At 70.6% G+C, this 18526-nt stretch carries 18 protein-coding genes, 1 tRNA gene and 1 other RNA gene; 13 read left to right on the top strand and 7 right to left on the bottom strand.

The features are described 5' to 3' along the window. Positions 1-580: 580 nt before the first annotated feature. The 11 genes from pruA to AB0J36_RS05615 all read left to right on the top strand — a co-directional run bounded on the left by pruA (position 581) and on the right by AB0J36_RS05615 (position 9551). Positions 581-2209, top strand: coding sequence for an L-glutamate gamma-semialdehyde dehydrogenase (gene pruA, locus AB0J36_RS05665; protein ID WP_363660140.1), 1629 nt, complete (start codon positions 581-583; stop codon positions 2207-2209). 177 nt (positions 2210-2386) lie between these two features. Further along, entirely contained in the window at positions 2387-2902 is a 516-nt protein-coding gene (locus tag AB0J36_RS05660) for a PadR family transcriptional regulator (protein WP_266249116.1), read from the top strand. A 172-nt stretch (positions 2903-3074) separates the two neighbouring features. After that, positions 3075-4196 carry a peptide chain release factor 2 gene (prfB, locus tag AB0J36_RS05655; RefSeq protein WP_357134759.1) on the top strand — a complete coding sequence of 374 codons (1122 nt, stop codon included), beginning with the start codon at positions 3075-3077 and terminating at the stop codon, positions 4194-4196. A 118-nt stretch (positions 4197-4314) separates the two neighbouring features. Beyond that, positions 4315-4995, top strand: coding sequence for a cell division ATP-binding protein FtsE (ftsE, locus tag AB0J36_RS05650; protein ID WP_007455859.1), 681 nt, complete (start codon positions 4315-4317; stop codon positions 4993-4995). Positions 4996-5063: 68 nt separating this feature from the next. Then, on the top strand, positions 5064-5939 hold the full coding sequence (gene ftsX / locus AB0J36_RS05645) for a permease-like cell division protein FtsX (protein WP_355052001.1): 876 nt from the start codon (positions 5064-5066) through the stop codon (positions 5937-5939). Positions 5940-6243: 304 nt separating this feature from the next. Next, positions 6244-6723: an SsrA-binding protein SmpB gene (smpB, locus tag AB0J36_RS05640; protein WP_124775313.1), complete on the top strand. Its 480-nt coding sequence runs from the start codon at positions 6244-6246 to the stop codon at positions 6721-6723. Positions 6724-6827: 104 nt separating this feature from the next. Then, positions 6828-7203: a transfer-messenger RNA gene (gene ssrA, locus AB0J36_RS05635) on the top strand. Positions 7204-7286: 83 nt separating this feature from the next. Next, positions 7287-7919, top strand: a complete 633-nt coding sequence (locus AB0J36_RS05630) for a hypothetical protein (protein WP_357172819.1) — start codon at positions 7287-7289, stop codon at positions 7917-7919. 155 nt (positions 7920-8074) lie between these two features. Continuing rightward, a complete protein-coding gene (locus tag AB0J36_RS05625) occupies positions 8075-8203 on the top strand; it encodes a hypothetical protein (protein WP_363660139.1) in 129 nt (42 codons plus the stop codon). Beyond that, the gene (locus AB0J36_RS05620; protein WP_363660138.1) at positions 8200-8547 is read left to right on the top strand and encodes a hypothetical protein; all 348 of its coding nucleotides are present in this window, start codon (positions 8200-8202) and stop codon (positions 8545-8547) included. Before AB0J36_RS05625 ends, AB0J36_RS05620 begins: the two co-directional genes overlap by 4 nt. A gap of 44 nt (positions 8548-8591) precedes the next feature. Next, the gene (locus AB0J36_RS05615) at positions 8592-9551 is read left to right on the top strand and encodes a hypothetical protein (protein ID WP_357128004.1); all 960 of its coding nucleotides are present in this window, start codon (positions 8592-8594) and stop codon (positions 9549-9551) included. Positions 9552-9569: 18 nt separating this feature from the next. Here the strand turns inward: AB0J36_RS05615 and mdlC are convergent, their stop codons facing one another. Together mdlC and AB0J36_RS05605 are read right to left on the bottom strand one after the other, a co-directional pair. After that, complete coding sequence (gene mdlC, locus AB0J36_RS05610) at positions 9570-11165, bottom strand: benzoylformate decarboxylase (RefSeq protein ID WP_357396069.1); 1596 nt, start codon at positions 11163-11165, stop codon at positions 9570-9572. Positions 11166-11288: 123 nt separating this feature from the next. Then, entirely contained in the window at positions 11289-12089 is an 801-nt protein-coding gene (locus tag AB0J36_RS05605) for an S-methyl-5'-thioadenosine phosphorylase (protein WP_357127998.1), read from the bottom strand. A 172-nt stretch (positions 12090-12261) separates the two neighbouring features. Between AB0J36_RS05605 and AB0J36_RS05600 the strand changes: the two genes are divergently transcribed. Continuing rightward, complete coding sequence (locus AB0J36_RS05600; RefSeq protein WP_357127995.1) at positions 12262-12852, top strand: YqgE/AlgH family protein; 591 nt, start codon at positions 12262-12264, stop codon at positions 12850-12852. An 87-nt stretch (positions 12853-12939) separates the two neighbouring features. Continuing rightward, positions 12940-13012, top strand: a tRNA-Ala gene (locus AB0J36_RS05595). A gap of 41 nt (positions 13013-13053) precedes the next feature. On the opposite strand, the gene AB0J36_RS05590 is transcribed toward AB0J36_RS05595, so the two are convergent. The 5 genes from AB0J36_RS05590 to AB0J36_RS05570 form a co-directional block, all read right to left on the bottom strand. After that, the gene (locus tag AB0J36_RS05590) at positions 13054-14307 is read right to left on the bottom strand and encodes a HAMP domain-containing sensor histidine kinase (RefSeq protein WP_363660137.1); all 1254 of its coding nucleotides are present in this window, start codon (positions 14305-14307) and stop codon (positions 13054-13056) included. Continuing rightward, positions 14304-14960 carry a response regulator transcription factor gene (locus AB0J36_RS05585; protein ID WP_357127985.1) on the bottom strand — a complete coding sequence of 219 codons (657 nt, stop codon included), beginning with the start codon at positions 14958-14960 and terminating at the stop codon, positions 14304-14306. The genes AB0J36_RS05590 and AB0J36_RS05585 overlap by 4 nt, the downstream gene beginning before the upstream one ends. Before the next feature lie 70 nt (positions 14961-15030). After that, entirely contained in the window at positions 15031-16290 is a 1260-nt protein-coding gene (locus AB0J36_RS05580) for a cation:proton antiporter (RefSeq protein ID WP_357127982.1), read from the bottom strand. Continuing rightward, the gene (locus tag AB0J36_RS05575) at positions 16287-17540 is read right to left on the bottom strand and encodes a cytochrome P450 (protein ID WP_363660136.1); all 1254 of its coding nucleotides are present in this window, start codon (positions 17538-17540) and stop codon (positions 16287-16289) included. The genes AB0J36_RS05580 and AB0J36_RS05575 overlap by 4 nt, the downstream gene beginning before the upstream one ends. Further along, positions 17537-18526: an alpha-hydroxy acid oxidase gene (locus AB0J36_RS05570; RefSeq protein WP_357127976.1), complete on the bottom strand. Its 990-nt coding sequence runs from the start codon at positions 18524-18526 to the stop codon at positions 17537-17539. Before AB0J36_RS05570 ends, AB0J36_RS05575 begins: the two co-directional genes overlap by 4 nt.

Here is an 18526-nt window from a genome sequence, read left to right as displayed (position 1 = left end):
GCCCCGCAGAGAACGAGCCACACCCCCCGGGGTACGCCGGCCCGCCACAGCCGACCATTGGGACCAGTCGAGCCATCAGGACAAGTCGAGCGCCGTCGAACGCCCCAGGGTTAGGGCACGGCTGCAGCTCCGCAGGACGGGCGGCGCGTCGAATTCGCAGGATGGGCAGCGCGTCAAGGCGTACCCCAGGGCTCGTCAAGGCGTACCCCAGGGCGCGTCAAGGCGTACCCCCGAAGAACAGCGACGGGCGCGCGGACGGCAACCAACGTCGGGGCTGGGGCGAGCGTCCCCGGCGGAGGGATCAAGCCTGACCGCCCGGAGCCGGGGACGGTCGCCCCAGCCCCACCACGGCGAGCCGCACGGCGAGCCGCACAGCGAGCCGCGACCGGTAAGGAGAGAAGGGCCAGTCGGTCCTGAGCCAGGCAGTGACGGCGGCGGCAGGGCCAGCACCGACGCGTGAAACAATCGCGGGAGGTCCCGCCGCTGCTCGGCTACCCCGCGCGGCGTCCGGTGTCCGACTATCCGGTCGGTGCCCGCGGGTCCGGTTTCGCCACCGCTGTCGAGATCGCCAGGAGCCTTGATGGATGCCGTGTTCTCCGTTCCCGAGCCGCGCAACGAGCCGGTCCGCAACTACGAGCCGGGCAGCGCAGACCGGGAGCGGCTGCGGCGGCGGCTGACCGAGCTGGCCGCCGAGCGCATCGACCTGCCGATGACCATCGGCGGGCAGCAGCGGATGGCGGCGGGCGACCCGATCAACGTGGTGCAGCCGCACAAGCACGCGCACGTGCTGGGCGTGACCGCACACGCCTCGCACGACGACGCCCGAGCCGCGATCAAGGCGGCCAAGGACGCCGCGCCGATGTGGCGGGCGCTGCCGTTCGAGGAGCGCGCCGCGATCTTCCTGCGCGCCGCCGAACTGCTCGCCGGCCCGTGGCGGGACACCCTCAACGCCGCCACCATGCTCGGCCAGTCGAAGACCGCGATCCAGGCGGAGATCGACTCGGCCTGCGAGTTCATCGACTTCCTGCGCTTCAACGTGCACTTCGCACGGCGTCTGCTCGAGGAGCAGCCGGCGTCGTCGCCCGGCGTGTGGAACCGCTTCGACCACCGGCCCCTGGAGGGCTTCGTCTACGCGGTCACCCCGTTCAACTTCACCGCCATCGCCGGCAACCTGCCTTCCGCGCCGGCGCTGCTGGGTAACACCGTGATCTGGAAGCCGGGCCCGACTCAGCAGTTCGCCGCGCACTTCACCATGCGGCTCTTCGAGGCCGCCGGCCTGCCGCCCGGCGTGATCAACATGGTGACCGGCCGGGGCGAGGAGGTGTCCGATGTCGTGCTCGCCGACCCGGACCTGGCCGGTATCCACTTCACCGGTTCGACGAAGGTGTTCCAGCACCTGTGGAAGACCGTCGGCGACAACATCGCGCGCTACCGGGGCTACCCGCGGTTGGTCGGCGAGACCGGCGGCAAGGACTTCGTGGTCGCGCACACCAGCGCCGACGTGGACGCCCTGCACACCGCGCTGATCCGCGGCGCGTACGAGTACCAGGGTCAGAAGTGCTCGGCCGCCTCGCGGGCGTACGTGCCGCGCTCGATCTGGGAAGGTGGCCTGCGTGACCGTCTGGCCGCGACCGCCGAATCGCTGACCTACGGCGACGTGGCCGACTTCGGCAACTTCGGTGGCGCGGTGATCGACGACAAGGCGTTCGCCCGGCACACTGCGGCGCTGGAGCTGATCAACGGTGACGACAGCTGCCGGGTGCTGGCCGGTGGCACGGCGGACGACTCGGTCGGCTACTTCGTCCGGCCGACGCTCTTCGAGTGCTCCGACGCCGCGCACGAGACGTTCACCACCGAGTACTTCGGGCCGATCCTCGGCGTCCACGTGTTCGACGACGCCCGCTTCGACGAGGTGGTCGCGCAGGCCGAGTCGATCGCCCCGTACGCGCTGACCGGGTCGGTGTTCGCCACCGACCGCCGGGTCGTCGACGCGGTCGGCGAGCGCATGCGGTACGCGGCCGGCAACTTCTACATCAACGACAAGCCGACCGGCGCGGTCGTCGGGCAGCAGCCCTTCGGTGGGGCCCGTGCCAGCGGTACCAACGACAAGGCGGGCTCCTGGCTCAACCTGGTGCGCTGGGTGTCGCCGCGCACGATCAAGGAGACCTTCGTGCCGCCGACCGACCACACGTACCCCCACATGGGCTGAAAGGAAGGGCCCCTTGTTAACGCCTGGTGCATAACAAGGGGCCCTTCCTTTCACCGGTGGTCCATCGATAGTCCTCTACGGACAGTCTGTCGCCGACAGTGCACTTAGGAAGTCCTTCTTGGGTGGCAAACCGCCAAATCCTGGACGCCGGCAGCGCAAAGTGGCAGCGTAACGGGCATGGCGGAATCCGGAGTCAACCCCACGGCGGCGGCCCTTCTCGGGCTGCTCCACGAGGGTCCCATGACAGGCGGCCAGTTGATGGCCGCCGCAGAGCGCCGGCTGGCGCCCTACTGGTCGATGACCCGTAGTCAGGTCTACCGCGAGTTGCCGGTCCTGGCCGAGCGGGGCTACGTACGGCTCGGCAAGCCGGGCCCCCGAATGAGCCAGCCGTACGCGCTCACCGCCAGCGGGAAACGGACGTTCTCCCGTTGGCTGGCGGAGAACCCGGGGCGGGACACCATCCGCAACCCGATCGCGCTCCGGATGGCCTTCGGCAACCTCCACTCGTCCAGCCAGCTCAAGAGCCTGTACGCCTCGGCCAACGAATACCACACCGAGGCCCTCGCCCAGGTGCGGGAGCAGGTCAAGAACGCCAAACGGGACGGCGAGACGTACGACGCCAGCGCGCTGGAGTTCGCCGTCGCCTACCACCGGGCGGCCCTGTCCTGGCTGAAGTCCGCCCCCGCCGGGTGACCGTCGGCGGTTTCACGGACACGGAACGGGCTACGGCTTCCGGAACGCGGAGTTTATTTGGCGCGGACCTGCGGGGCTCGCAAGCTCACTCCTCGTCCGCGCGGAGTTTATTTGGCGCGGACCTGCGGGGCTCGCAAGCTCACTCCTCGTCCGCGCAGTACGCTTGTCTGTCGTGACCGCTGCCGATTACGCCGAACAGCTCAAGGAACTCGACGCGACCCTGCGCAACATCGAGGCCGTCCTCAATCTGGACCGGCTGCACGAGGACAAGGCCCGCCTGGAGCAGGAGGCGTCCGCCCCCGACCTGTGGGACGACCAGGCCAAGGCTCAGCAGGTGACCTCGCAGCTGTCGTACGTCAACGGCGAGATCAGCAAGCTGGGCAGTCTGCGCTCCCAGCTCGACGACGCCCGGGTGCTGCTGGAGTTGGCCGAGGCCGAGTCCGACCCCGGCGTGCTGACCGAGGTCGAGGCGGAGATCACCGGCCTGACCAAATCCATCCAGGAGATGGAGGTCCGCACCCTGCTCTCCGGCGAGTACGACTCCCGGGAGGCGCTGGTCGCCATCCGGGCCGGCGCGGGCGGTGTGGACGCGGCGGACTTCGCCGAGATGCTGCTGCGGATGTACCTGCGCTGGGCCGAGCGGCACGGCTACCCGACGGAGGTCTACGAGACCTCGTACGCCGAGGAGGCGGGCCTGAAGTCGGCCACCTTCGCCGTCAAGGTGCCCTACGCCTACGGCACGCTCAGCGTCGAGTCGGGCACCCACCGGCTGGTCCGGATCAGCCCGTTCGACAACCAGGGCCGCCGGCAGACCAGCTTCGCGGGCGTCGAGGTGCTGCCGGTCACCGAGCAGACCGACCACATCGACATCCCGGAGAACGAGGTCCGGACCGACGTCTACCGCTCCTCGGGCCCCGGTGGGCAGAGCGTCAACACCACCGACTCGGCGGTCCGACTCACCCACATCCCCACCGGCATCGTGGTGACCTGCCAGAACGAGAAGTCCCAGCTGCAGAACAAGGCCTCCGCGCTGCGGGTCCTCCAGGCACGGCTGCTGGAGCGCAAGCGCCAGGAGGAACAGGCCAAGCTGGAGGGCCTCAAGGAGAACGCCGCCGGCTCGTGGGGCGACCAGATGCGCTCGTACGTCCTGCACCCGTATCAGATGGTGAAGGATCTCCGAACCGAGCAGGAGACCGGCAATCCGAGCGCCGTCTTCGATGGCGAGCTGGACGGTTTCATCGAGGCCGGTATCCGTTGGCGTAAGCAGCGGCAGCTCGCCAGCGACAGTGCGTAACGATGCGTGGGCGGAGCGCGTCATCGATCTCCAGGTGAGAGCCTGATTCGACGACGCGCGCCCCAACTGCGGGGCGTGGGGCTTGGCTCAGTTGTTACACCGCGTAGACTCACCACCCGTGATTCAGCTTGAGCAAGTGACGAAGACGTACCCGAAGGCGTCCCGGCCTTCGCTCGACAACGTGTCCGTCTCGATCGAGAAGGGCGAGTTCGTCTTCTTCATCGGTCCATCCGGCTCCGGCAAGTCCACCATCATCAAGATGCTGCTGCACGAGGTGACCCCCAACAAGGGACGCGTCATCGTCAACAGCAAGGACGTCACGTCGATGCGCTCCTGGAAGCGACCCCACTTCCGGCGTTCGATCGGCTGCGTCTTCCAGGACTTCCGGCTGCTGCCGAACCGCACCGCCTACGAGAACGTGGCGTTCGCTCTCGAGGTGATCGGCAAGACCAAGGCGGTCGCCCGCCGGGTCGTGCCGGAGGTGCTGGAGCTGGTCGGGCTCGGTGGCAAGGAGCATCGCTATCCGCACGAGCTCTCCGGTGGTGAGCAGCAGCGGGTCGCCGTCGCCCGGGCGTTCGTGAACCGTCCGCTGATCCTGCTGGCGGACGAGCCGACCGGAAACCTGGACCCGGACACCTCGATCGAGATCATGCGTCTGCTGGACCGGATCAACCGCACCGGCACGACCGTCGTGATGGTCACGCACGACTCCAACATCGTGAACCAGATGCGCCGCCGCGTCATCGAGATCGAGAGCGGCCGCATCGTGCGTGACCAGGCCCGCGGCGTCTACGGGTGAGCCGGCGCTTCACCCCTTTCGCAGCCTGACGACGAACACCTCATGCCGGAGACCCGGAGGAAATCCCGATGCGCGTGAAATACGTCCTGTCCGAGGTACTGGTCGGACTGTGGCGCAACGTGACCATGACCGTCGCGATGATCATCACGATGGCGGTCTCGCTGACCATGCTCGGTGCCAGCGGTCTGATGTACCGCCAGGTTGACGACATGAAGGACCTCTACTACAAGAACATCGAGGTCTCGATCTTCCTGACCCAGGAGGTGAGCGAGCAGCAGCGCACCGACCTGAACGACAAGCTGAAGAACGACCCCCTGGTCAAGGACGTCATCTACGTCAACAAGGACGAGGCGTACAAGAAGTTCCAGGAGATGTACCAGGACGCGCCGGACCTGGTGAACGCGGTCAAGCCGGATCAGCTTCCGGAGTCGTTCCGGCTCAAGCTGAAGAACCCGGAGCAGTACAAGAACATCTACGACCAGTACAAGGAGACCGAGGGCGTCGACGAGATCGTCGACCAGAGCCGGCTCCTGGACAAGATCTTCGACGTGCTCACCGCGATCCAGAACATCGCCCTGGCCGCCGCGGTCGTGATGGCGATCGCCGCGCTGCTCCTGGTGGCCAACACCATCCAGGTCGCCGCGTACAGCAAGCGGCGCGAGGTGGCGGTCATGAAGCTGGTCGGCGCGTCCAACTGGTTCATCCAGGCGCCGTTCGTGTTGGAGGCCGTGGTAGCCGGTCTGATCGGCGCACTGCTCGGTCTGGTGGCGCTGGTGGCAGCGAAATATCTGCTCTTCGACGGGTCACTCAAGGCGTTGCAGGGTCTGCTGTCGCCGATCAGCTGGGGCGACATCCTGGTCATCTTCCCGCTGATGGCCTTCGTCGGTGGCCTGGTCAGCGCCGCCACCGCCTGGATCACCCTGCGCTTCTACCTGCGGGTCTAGGTCCTGTTTCACAAGAACTGGTCGGCCTGCGGCGGGCCCGGACGACGACCGGCGGCGTTGCGGTGGTGTCCGGATACAACACCGGTATCCGGACGCCACCGCGCCTTGCCGGATCGCCGCCCGGACTCCGCCTCGGCTCGACCGCCCTTATGAAACAGGACCTAGTCGGGTTCGTCGTCTGACAAGGACCCTCCCGCGGCCGGAAATAAACGGCGCGGGAGGGTCCTTGTTACTCCGGTAGCATGATCGGTTGTCCGGCCGGGGTGACCCGCGGTCGGACGAACCAGGGAAGGGGGTGGCGCCGATGCCACGGGAGAAGGGGCGCAAGGTGGTCGCCTCCAACAAGAAGGCGCGCCACGACTACGCGATCCTCGACACGTACGAGGCGGGCATGGCGTTGACCGGCACCGAGGTCAAGTCGCTGCGGGCCGGGCGGGCGTCGCTGGTCGACGCGTTCGCCCAGGAGCGCGACGGCGAGCTGTACCTGCACGCGATGCACATCCCGGAGTACACCCAGGGCACCTGGACCAACCACGAGCCCCGGCGTACCCGCAAGCTGCTGCTCAACCGTGGCGAGATCGACAAGCTGGTCGGCAAGACCCGGGAGGGCGGTCTGACCATCGTCCCGTTGCAGGTCTACTTCTCCGACGGTTGGGCCAAGGTGGAGATCGCCCTGGCCAAGGGCAAGAAGTCGTACGACAAGCGGCAGGACCTCGCCAAGCGGGACGCGGACCGGGAGATCGCCCGGGTGTCCGGTCGACGCGGCAAGGGAATGGACGACTAGTTCATCCTGTTTGTCCGGGTCGGCGTGCCGCCCCGGGGCTCGGGATGAAAGCGGTTGCGGCAGGCGTTAGGCTTGTCAGTGCCACCACATCGGTGGCCTGTCGAGGGGGTGACTGGTTTCGACTTCGTACGCAGCGACAGGGGAAGCGAGCCGAGGAAGCCGACGTCGTCTCGAGAATCGGTCGTCGGAAACTTATAAGCGCCAAGAACACTCGCGCTGACTTCGCTCTCGCCGCCTGAGGCGAGTAGCTAAGTCTGTCGGCCTGGGAACGCCTTCGTCCCAGTAGCCGGCATCAGCTAGAAGGCTGGCCAATCGGACCCGGTCGCGGGGTCCGTGCGGCGAGATCAATCAGCGACTGGGCCCGTCACACCAACTTGCTCGCGTGAGCGGTGGGGCCGAGTAGAGGCACAGCGAGCTGCGCTCGGAGAAGCCCTGACAAACCGGCGAAGGACCCGGGTTCGATTCCCGGCACCTCCACCACCTCGAAACGATGCGCCCCGGCCCACCGGCCGGGGCGCATCGTCGTATGTGACGAGTGGGGCTTCGCCGCCTACGCTGCGGCTGTGGCGAACCAGGGACTGCGTCTGTCGGTCGGCGCGTCAGCCGGTCAACGCACGCTCGCGGTGGTGACGGGGGTGCTCGTCGCGGCGGTCGGGGTGGCATTCGTGCTGGGGCCGGTGATCGCCGGCGGGCTGCTGCGTCGCCTCACCGGCCCCGGGGACGGGTTCGCCACCTACGAGGAGGCCCGCGATCTGCCGCCCGGCATGCTGCCGCCCGCGCTGCGGGAATCCGGAGGCGGGTCGGGGCGGGGGCTGTTCCTCGGGCTGTGTGGGCTCCCGTTCGTCCTGCTCGGTGTCTACCTGGTGCTGCGGGTGCTGCGGACGGCCGCGTGGTTGGACGGGAGCCGGGTGCACGTGCGAGGTGCGCTGCGCAGCCGAACCGTCGATCTCGCCAACGTACGCGTCGACCCCGGGCCGTACCGCGACCCGGAGGGCCGTGGTGGTCCTTCGGCTATCGTCGTCACCGATCGGGTCAGCGGGCAGCGGGCTACGATCCCGCTTCGGGGCATGGGTCTGCCGGTCCTGCCGCCGCCCGAGCTGCGCGCGCTGGCTGACGCGTTCGTCGCGGGTGGGCCCGAGGCTGCACCCGACGCTCGCGCCGTCGCCGCCCAACTGTGCCGACTGGCGGACGCCTGAGCTGCCGCGACCGGTGCCGGCGCTGCGACATCCGCGACCCCTGGGCCACGAGTGGGCCTTGTGACTGATGAGGTGGATGAGCACCAGAAGGACCCTGGACAGGGCGAACGGGCGGGTTCACCATCACGGTATGGGGTAGCGGCGCGGGAGGTGCCATGGTCACCGGTGGAGTCCAGCAGCCGTCGGGCGCGACCCGTCCGCATCCGTCCGACCTCGCCGCCGGGCCGATTTCCGCCGGGCTCGCCGCCGACCTGCACGCCCTGACCGGGCCGTTGCCGTCGTGACGACCGAACCTCGTTGGCGCGATACCGTGCGCCTGCGCCTGCGTCCGGTCCGGCGGGACTTCGCCGAGCACGTGCGGGTCACCGAGGGGTCGGCCGGCCTCTATCGGGAACTGCTCACCCACTCGCCCCGCCTCGACCACGGCATCCGGCTGCTGACCCGGGAGCACGCCGCGATCGTCGCCGCGATCCTGGCCGTGCAGCGGGTCGCGGAACGGCCCGAGGCCAGCCCCGACGAGCTACGCCACTTCACGGGTCACCTGCTGGGGGCGCTCGCCCGGCACCGGCGTCGTGGCGCGAACCTGCTGTGGCAGGCGTACCAGACGGATCTGGGTGGCGAGACCTGAGCCGACGCCGGAACCGACGCCGCGGCGGCACCGTCGAACCCGGCATGCGTCGACCGGTCCTGCTGCTCGTTCTGCCCCTGCTGTCCATGGTGGCCTGCGCCACGCCCGGCCTCGGCCCCGCCGCCGATTCCGCCGTCGGCCCCACCGCGTCGACCCACCGTGCGTTCGACGACCGGGCCGCCGCGGTCGCTGCGGCCTGGCGGCCCGGTCCCGGTTGGATTGACGGGTACGTCCCTCTCCAGGCCCCGACCGTGCTCACCGGCGATCCGCGTTTCACCCCGGACACCGAGACGGCCTTCCGATCCGGCTGGTACCGCGCGCAGGTCGCCATCCCGTCGACCGGTGTCAGTGGCGAGATCCGTTTTCCGGACGGCCGGTTGACCCTGCCGCTCATCAGCGCCGCCGAGGCGTACCGGCAGCTCGCCCAGGGCGACCCGCTGCCCTGCCCGGGTCGGCCGAAGCGGCCCGGACTACCGACCCCCGGCGGTCCCACGGTCGAGCCCGGGCCGGACGGTTGGGCCACCAGCACGACGCAGACGGCCTGCCTCCCGCTGACCGTCACCGGGGTGACCCTCGGCACCGTGCCCGTCCGTACGAGTCGGGGCGAGGCGCAGGTCCCGGCGTGGCTGTTCACGGTGGAGGAGTTGGCCACCCCGGTGGCCCAGCTCGCCGTCGCGCCGACGGCGGTCACACCGGTCCCCTCGGTGTCCCCACCGACGCAGCCGCCACCGGACGGCGTGGTCGCCGCACAGGACCTCGTGGCGGTGGACGGCGCACGACTGACCGTCCGCCTGGGCGTCGGCTCCTGTGACACGGGCATCAGCCCGCTGGTGTCGGAACGGCCGGACGTGGTGGTGGTCGGCGGCACGGTCACCCGCTCCACCGGCGTCTGCAACGCCATGCTCAAGCTGCAGCCGGTCACCGTCACCCTGGACGCGCCGCTGGGGGCACGGCCCGTGCTGGATGTCGTCAACGGCGCTCCGCTGTCGATCGCCCCGCGGTGACGACGCCCCGTACGCCGGTCAGAGGATCGTGGGCACGTCGGTGCTGATCGGCACCGGCAGTACGGTGGGACCCCCGGCGCGCAGCCCGGCCGCGAGGGCCGCGCCGAACTCGTCGGGGGTTCGCACCACCTCGGTGGCGCAGCCGTAGCCGGCCGCGATGGCCGTGACGTCCAAGCCCGGCAGGTCCAGCCCGGGCACCCCCGGTGTGTCCTTCAGCTCGGCGAACGCCTTGAGGATCGCGTACTGCTGATTGATCGGCACGACGACCACGACGGGCAGGGACAGGCGCGCGGCGGTCCAGAGCGCCTGTACGGAGTAGTGGAACGAGCCGTCGCCGATCACCGCGACCACCGGCCGGCCGCGCCCGGTGTCCCGTTCGGCCAGGGCCACCCCGATCGCGGCCGGCAGGCCGTAGCCGAGGCCGCCGCTGGCCATCGTGAAGTACGACGCCGGTCGGGTGATGCGCAGGTTGCGGCGCAGCGCGGCCAGGTTGGACGGTGACTCCTGGACCAGCACGCCGTCGGCCGGCCAGTGCGCGGCCAGCGCGGCGAACATCGCGTCGGCGCTCAGCGGCACGGTGACCGCCGGCGGCGGCGGGACGGACCGGGGTGCCGGCGGCTGCCGGCCGGCGGCCGGCACCAGGTCGAGCAGGGCGGTGAGGGCCAGTCCGGGGTCGCTGAGCAGGCTGTCCCCGACCGGGGCTCGGGCGGCCTCGTCCGGGTCGTCCGTGACGTGCAGCAGCCGGGCGCCCTCCGGCAGGTGGTTGCCCGGCACGTGCGGGTAGTAGCGGAACACCGGGGCGCCGACGACCAGGACGGTGTCGTGCCCGTGCAGCGCCTCGGCGAGCGGCCCGATGGCGAACGGCAGGACGCCCCGGAACTGTGGGTGGTCCTCCGGGAAGACGCCCCGCTCCGGTGCCGGTGCCGACCAGACCGGTGCGGCAAGTCGCTCGGCCAGCGCGACGGCCGCCGGCCAACTGCCGGAGCGGTCCACGCCGGGGCCGAACACCAGGACCGGGTCGCGGCTGTCGGCCAGCACCCGGGCGAACATCTCCAACCGCTGCGGGTCCGGCCCGAAGCGGGTCGCCACCGAGCGCGCCGCGGGCGGCGTCTCGGCGGGCTTGGCCCAGTCGTCCATCGGCAGGGAGAGGAAGACCGGACCGACCGGGGGCTGTACGGCGGTCGCGTACGCCCGCAGCAGCGCCGCCGGGATGTCCTGCGCGCGGACCGGCTCGTAGCTCCACTTGACGTACGGCTCGGGCAGCTCGACGGCCCGTCGGTTGGTCAGCCGGGGCTCCAGCAGCAGCATCTCCCGGGTCTGTTGACCGGCGGTGACGATCAGTGGCGTCTTGTTGTGCCAGGCGGTCACCAGGTTGCCCATCCCGTTGCCCATGCCCGGCGCGGTGTGCAGGTTGACGTGCGCGGGCCGGCCGGCGGCCTGGGCGTACCCGTCGGCCATCGCCACGGCCGTGGCCTCGTGCAGCGCGTGGACGTAGTGGAAGTCGGCCGGGAAGTCCTGCAGGAACGGCTCCTCGGTGGAGCCGGGGTTGCCGAAGACGGTGGTCATGCCCAGGGTGCGGAGCACGTCGTACGTCGCGTCCCGGACCGTTGCCATCGTCGCCTGCCTCCGCTCGCGCGCAGGGGCGACCGTGGGCCGCCCTCCCGATCAGCCGAATCTATCGGGATGTGACAGACCTTTCGGGCTTTTCCGGCGTCCGGGGAGGTCGTCCGGGAGCGCTCAGGGGAGCGTGAAGGGCAGTTTGATGCCGTCCAACGCCCGACCACACGCGCAGTCCTGCTCGGCGGGGAGCGCGGCCAACGCGTCCAGCAGCACGTCCCGCAGCCGGTCGGTGTTGGCCGCGAACACCCGGAACACCTCCTCCTGGGTCACCGTCTCGCCCGCCTGCACCCCGGCGTCCAGGTCGGTGATCAGCGCGATGGAGGAGTAACAGAGCGCCATCTCCCGGGCGAGCACCGCCTCCGGGTGGCCAGTCATGTTGACGACAGTGCCGCCGATCGACGCGTACCAGCGGGACTCGGCACGGGTGGAGAACCGGGGGCCCTCGACCACCACCACGGTCCCGCCGTCCACCGCCGTGACGTCCCGCCCGGCCGCCGCCGTGAGCAGGGCGTGCCGGCCCTTCGGGCAGTACGGGTCGGCGAACGGCACGTGCACCGCGCCCTCGTCGTAGTAGGTCTGCACCCGTCCGCTGGTGCGGTCGACGAGTTGGTCCGGCACCACGAACGTGCCCGGGCCCAGCTCCGGGCGTAGCCCGCCGACCGCGCACGGCGCCAACACCTGTCGTACGCCGAGCGAGCGCAGCGCCCACAGGTTGGCCCGGTACGGGATTCGGTGCGGTGGGAACCGGTGGTCGGAACCGTGCCGGGGCAGGAACGCGACCCGTCGCCCGGCCACCTCCGCGATGGTCACCGCGTCCGACGGTGGGCCGTAAGGGGTGCCCAGCTCATGGGGGGTGCCGTCGAGGAGCGCGTACAGCCCCGAGCCGCCGATCACCGCGAGGTCCGCCGTCGGTGCCATAGAACCTCCGTCGCAACTGTCCGATCACCCGCCGCTCAGACCTTAGCCAGCGCCCGGGACGCAGGCTATGGTGCCAGGCATGGCGTTGACAGCGCGGCTGATACCGATGCACCGTGCGGAGGCGGCGGATGACGGATCCCGGGTGCGGGCTCACGGCTGACGGGTAGGTGGGATGCAGGGAGAGGGCCAGGCGATCGGCGGACGAGCGATGGAGTTGATGACCGGGCGGCTGCTGGTCGCGACTCCGGCGCTCAAGGACCCGAACTTCGACCGTACGGTGGTGCTGCTGGTCGCCCACGAGCCGGGCGGCGCGCTCGGCGTCGTCCTGAACCGGGCGACCGAGGTGCCGGTGGCCGAGGTGCTGGGCGACTGGAGCGACCTGGCTCGCCACCCGGCGGTGCTCTTCGAGGGCGGCCCGGTGCAACCCGACTCGGCGATCTGCCTGGCCCGGATGCGGCAGCCGCTACGGCGACTCAAGGGCTTCCACCAGGTGTCCGGGGCGGTCGGCACGATCGACCTCTCCGTCGACCCGGAGAAGCTGCGCGAGAGCATCGGAGGCATCCGGGTGTTCGCCGGCTACTCCGGCTGGGGCAGCGGCCAGTTGGAGCAGGAGATCGCCGACGGGTCCTGGTTCGTGCTGGACGCCCTGCCCGGCGACGCCTTCGTCGACCGCCCCGACGACCTGTGGCCGATGGTGCTGCGCCGGCAGGGCGGGATGATGGCCGCCGTCGCCCACTTTCCGCCGGACGTGGCGCTGAACTGACCCGGCCCCGGTGGGGACCCCGCGAGATGACCATGCGGGCGGGTCTGTGTATAGTTTCCCAGTGCCCGGGCGACCGGGGCGAGGCAAGGGGCCGTGGCGCAGCTGGTAGCGCACCACACTGGCAGTGTGGGGGTCAGGGGTTCGAGTCCCCTCGGCTCCACCCTTGTTTGTGCAGCTCAGCGGCTTGGTCGGGGATACCGATCAGGCCGCTGAGCTGTTTCGCGTGGTACCTCGCCCGATCGGGGCGCTCAGGGGAGTCTGCGGCGGAACTGTCGGTAGCCGGACGATGAAGGTCGCCCCGGCGCCGGGCCGGCTGTCGGTGGAGATCGTCCCGCCGTGGCTGGTGACCACCTCCTTCACCAGGGCCAGGCCCAGACCGAAGCGGCGGTCCGCGGCCCCGGCGCCGCGGTGGAAACGGTCGAAGAGGTGTGACGCGTCGGCGGGGTCGAAGCCGGCTCCGCTGTCCATGACCACCAGGTCCGCGCTCCGGCGCGAGGTGTGCAGTGCGACGTCGATGCGACCGCCGGTCGGGGTGTGGGTGAGGGCGTTGGCGAGCAGTTCGCCGACCACGCGGCGCAGGGCCGAGGCGATGCCGCAGACGAGAACCGGGGTGTCCGGGACGGTCATGTGCAGCTGGACGCCCTGCTCCCCGGCGCGGTCGGCCTCGCAGTCGACGGCCTGGGCGGTGAGGAGGGCCAGGTTGACGGGCTCGGCGGGGTGCCGGTCGACCGGGGTGGCGGCGAGGCGGGCAGAGAGTAGGAGCTCGTCGACGATCTCACCGAGCCGGCCGGTGGTCTCGATCAGGCGGTCGTAGTCGGCACGGTCGGCGTCGGCGCGGCGGGCCAGGATCTGGGCGCGGGTGTGTACCTGAGCGATGGGGGTGCGCAACTCGTGGCTGGCGTCGGCGACGAACCGGCGTTGTCGGCCGAGCGCCTCGGCGAGCGGCGCCACGGCTCGGCGGCCCACGGCGATGCCCGTGAGCGCTGCCGCGGCGAGGCCGACGATCGCGGCGAGGAGGAAGGCGGCGAGCAGGTGACGCCGGTCGGAGAGCTGGAAACGCGCGTCGAACACCGCTTGCACGACTCCCGTGCCGCGGGGCTGGGTGCGGACGTAGTAGGTCGTGCCGTTGCGGTCGACCTTGTCGCTGTGGACCTGGCCGTCGAGGGCCGCCGCGTCGATGGCGGACCGCAGGGGGAAGCCCGGCGGGGGCGGGTTCCGGCCCAGGTCGATGCGGCCGCCGTCGGACAGGATGATCCAGCTGCAGGCCGGCGGTCCGTTGATGGTGCCGTGGACCACGCCGTAGCTGAGCTCGCGTTCGATCTGTTCGTGCTGGTTGTGCAGCAGAGCGACGTAGGAGATGGCGGCGCCCAGGGCGAGTAGCGCCGTCATCGTGAGTCCGACGAGCAGGCTGACCCGAGCCCTGGCCCGGCGCAGCATGGTGTCCTCGAAACTCACAGGGTCCCCAGCTTGTAGCCGAGACCGTGGACGGTCCGGATCACCGAGCGGCCGAGCTTGCGGCGCAGGTAGTAGACGTACGTGTCGACCAGGGACGCCGCGGCGGCCTCGTCGAAGACCCGGCTGCGCAACTCGGAGCGGGAGTGGACGGTGAGCGGCCGGGCCGCGAGCACCCGGAGCAACTCGAACTCGCGTGCGGAGAGGGCGACCCGGGTGCCGTCGGGCAGGACGGCGTCGCGGGCGGAGAGGTCGAGCTGGCCCGACCCGAATCGCAGCACCTCGGTGGAGTCGGTGGTCCGGCGGCAGAGTGCCCGGATTCGGGCGCTCAGCTCGTCCAGGTCGAAGGGCTTCGTGAGGTAGTCGTCGGCGCCCGCGTCGAGGCCGGCGACCCGGTCCTCGATGGTGCCGAGCGCGGTCAGCAGCAGCGCCCGGGCGGCCACCGCCCGGGAGCGCAGCCGCACGACCAGGTCCAGCCCGTCGAGGGCGGGTAGGCGTCGGTCGATCACCATCACGTCGTACGGCCGGGTGAGCCCCAGGTGCAGACCGCGCTGGCCGTCGGGGGCCTGGTCGACGACGTATCCCTCGCCGGTCAGCGTCTCGGCCACCATCCCGCGTAGCTCCGAGTCGTCCTCGACGAGCAGGAGTCGATTCATGTATAGATAGTGACACCGGCAGATCGAGATGTCTCTATGTCTCGGAAAACTTGTCGTCGCAAACAACAATCTACGGGGTTCCGGCGGTGACGAGCGAGGGCGCAGCGGCGCGAGTGCGGGCCTCGCGCCGCTCGATCCAGCTCAGCAGCGGTGTCGTCATCAGCGTCGTGATGAGCGCGACCAGCACCAACACCGTGAAGAGCGACGGGTTGACGATGCCCGCCTCCAGACCCACGTTGAGCGCGATCAGCTGCATCAGGCCACGGGCGTTCATCAGGGCGCCGACGCGCAGGGCGACCCCGTTCGGCTCACCGCGCATCCGGGCCGCGGCCCAGCAGGCGCCGTACTTGCCGGCAATCGCCACGGCCACACACGCGGCGGCGAATCCGAGGACGGCGGGATTGCCCAGCAGCGCGAACTCGGTGCGCAGCCCGGAGTAGGTGAAGAACAGCGGCAGGAACACCGTCGCGGCGATCGGCGACAGCGTGTCGACCACCTTGTCGGTCTGCTCGGAGCGCGGCATCACCACGCCGACCGCGAAGGCGCCGAAGACCGCGTAGAGCCCGATCTCGTCGGTGTACCAGGCGACCAGGAAGAGCAGCGCCACCGTGCCGAGCAGCCGCGCGCGGTCGCCCGGGAACCCCATCACGTAGCCGGTCACCCGCCGCCCACCCAGCCACAGCGCCACCCCGAACAGCACCGCGCCACCCGCGGTGACCAGGGCCGGGCCGGCTTCGCCCGAGGCGAACGCCAGCACCACCGCCAGCATGATCCACGCGACCATGTCGTCGATCGCGCCGCTCGCCAGGGCGAGCATCCCATGCCGGGTACCGGTCTGGCCGCGCTCGGTGATTATCCGGGCAAGCATCGGAAAGGCCGTGATCGCCAGTGCCACGCCGACGAACGCCGCGGACACGCCGAGCGACACGTCGTCCGCACGGATCGGTACGAAGCCCGCCACGCCCAGGACCAGCAGGATGCCCAACACCAGCGGCGCGGTGACACCCGCGAGCGACACCGCTCCCGCCGTGCCGGCGAGATTGTTCAGCCGGTGGGAGGTGAAGGCGTATCCGGCCTGGAACATGAACAGCACCAGGCCGACCTGGCCGACCACGTACAGGATCGGCAGCAGCGGCGCGGGAAAGAGCGCGGCCTGCGCGCCCGGCCAGAGCAGGCCGAGCAGCGACGGGCCGAGCAGCACCCCGGCGAGCATCTCGCTCACGACGGCGGGCTGGCCCACCTTGCCGAGGAGCCAGGCGACCAGCTTGCAGAAGAGCAGGATGACCGCGACCGCGATGAAGAACCGCGGGGCGAGTTGAGTGGGCGTCACGAGCCGACCTCCTCGAAGAATCGGGTGCACAATTTCTGTCGTCGGGCGTCGACGACCATCCACGTCCCGCAGACCAGTTGCTTCACCGAGCGGCCCACGTCGAAGAGCCGGTCGCGCTGCCGCATGAGAGCGAGCCGCTTGCGGCCGGGCCCCGGAAGGCCCCGGGGCGTCAGGTACGCCGGACCGCGACTGGGCAGCGACCGGGTGTGCGCTGCCGACGAGCTGACCGAGAAGCGCCGTAGCACCTCCCGGGTCGCCGCGCGGAGCTGGACCGGTGCCGCGCCGCGCGCTGGACAGGCCCGGTTGGCGTTCACGCCGTACGGGATGAAGTGCGCGTCCTGCCGACGCAACGACAGCCAGCGGTCCGGGTCGAACTCGTCGTCGGCGGCGGGACCGGTGCGTTGGTACGCCGGGTAGTTGAAGAGCAGCACCGACCCGGTGGGGAGGGCGTGATCTCCCACGGTGATCGGTCCGGAGGTGATCCGGTGTGCGATACCGAACAGCGGATACACGCGGAGCGTCTCGTCGATGATCCGGTCGAGGGAGTCGTCCGACGTGTCCTCGACGGACCGGGCGCACAGCAGGATGTGTGTCATGGCCTCCGACATCTGCACCACGGCCGTGTTGAAGAACGCGCCCTGCAGGTACCAGGCGGTCTCCAGGGCGGTGAAGGGCGGCGGCAGCACGACCGGGCACGTCCCCGCGTCGATCCGGTCCAGCAGGTAGCGGGTCAGCCGATCCCGCCGGGACATGTGCCGCAGACCCATCCCCTTCAGCGCGGTGACCACGTCGTCCGCGTTCGCCACGACGAGGTCCCGCACCTCGCGCGGGCAGGCCGCGCCGAACACCAGCTCGTACGAGACCTCGGCCCAGATCGGCATCATCAGGTCCCGGAGCCGTACGTGGCTGATCCGGTCGGTCGGAAGAGCGTCGAGGATCCGCCGGGTCGCGGCCGTCGCCAGTTCGTCGGAGCGCGGGTGGGGGACGGCCAGCACCTGACGTGTCGTCCGCGCGACCGTCTTGTACCGCTCACCGGGCTCAAGGTGCTCCTGATGCATGTGCGGGCCGGGCGCGAGCCAGTACCAGAACAGGTCCGACAGGCCCGCCCCGCGGCTGCGCCCGTCGGCGGCCGGGTCGCTGTAGACCCGCTCGAAGTCCTCCGGCCCCACCAGCGGCCCGGGGATGGGAACGCCCTCGGTCCCATTGACCCGTTGGAAGATCCACTCTCGGAGGTCGACCACGGCCTTCACCGGGTCACCACCACATCCGGCGTCAGGTCGGCCGGTCGCCGCGCTCCGGCCAGGGCGAGGGCATGATCCAGCTCGCCTGTGATCCGTTCGAGCACCTCCCGTACGCCCACCGACCCGGCCGCCGCGAGCCCCCGCACCACCGGCCGCCCCACCAGCACCGCCCGCGCTCCGAGCGCCAGCGCGACCACCACGTCGGTGCCGCCGCGCACACCCCCGTCGAGCAGCACCGGAAGCTGCCCCTGCACGGCTGCCACCACCGCGGGCAGCGCGTCGAGCGTGGGAACCGTCCCGTCGAGCTGTCGTCCGCCGTGGTTGGACACGATCACACCGGCGGCACCGTGCTGGACCGCGAGGCGGGCGTCCGCGGGATGCAGGATTCCTTTGAGCAGGATCGGTAGTCCCGTGACACCGCGCAGCCACCCGATCCGGTCCCACCCCGCCGTCGCGTCCATCGCGATCGAACGCACCCGCCCTGTCGCGTCGCGCATGTTCTCGCAGGCGTAGCCGGGCGGCAGGTCCGTGAAGCCGTTGCGTTGGTCACGCTCGCGCCTTCCGAACACCGGAGAGTCCACGGTCACCACCAGCGCCTGGCAGCCCGCCGATTCGGCGCGCTTGACCACGTACTCCGTGAAGTCGAGGTCGGGTTGCGGGTACAGCTGGAACCACAGCGTCCCGCCGGCCGCCGCGATCTTCTCGACCGGTTGGGTGGCGGCCATGCTCACCACCATCGCCGTGCCGGCCGCCGCAGCCCCCCGCGCGGTGGCCACCTCGCCCTCGGGATGCGCGAGCCGATGGAAGGCCGTCGGAGCGACCAGCACCGGTGCGGCCAGCGACGTACCGGCCACCGTGGTCCGCAGGTCGCGCTCGCCGGTCGCCCGGAGCACCCGGGGCACGAGCCACCGTCGCGCGAAGGCCTCCTCGTTGCCGGCCAGGGTGCGCTCCCGCCCGGCGCCGCCCTCGAAGAAGTCCTGGTGGACGGGGTCCAT

This window comes from Micromonospora sp. NPDC049662 (assembly GCF_040675055.1).
Taxonomy (GTDB): Bacteria; Actinomycetota; Actinomycetes; order Mycobacteriales; family Micromonosporaceae; genus Micromonospora.
Note: the sequence above shows the minus strand (reverse complement) of the source record. Positions and strands in the feature narration are given on the sequence as shown.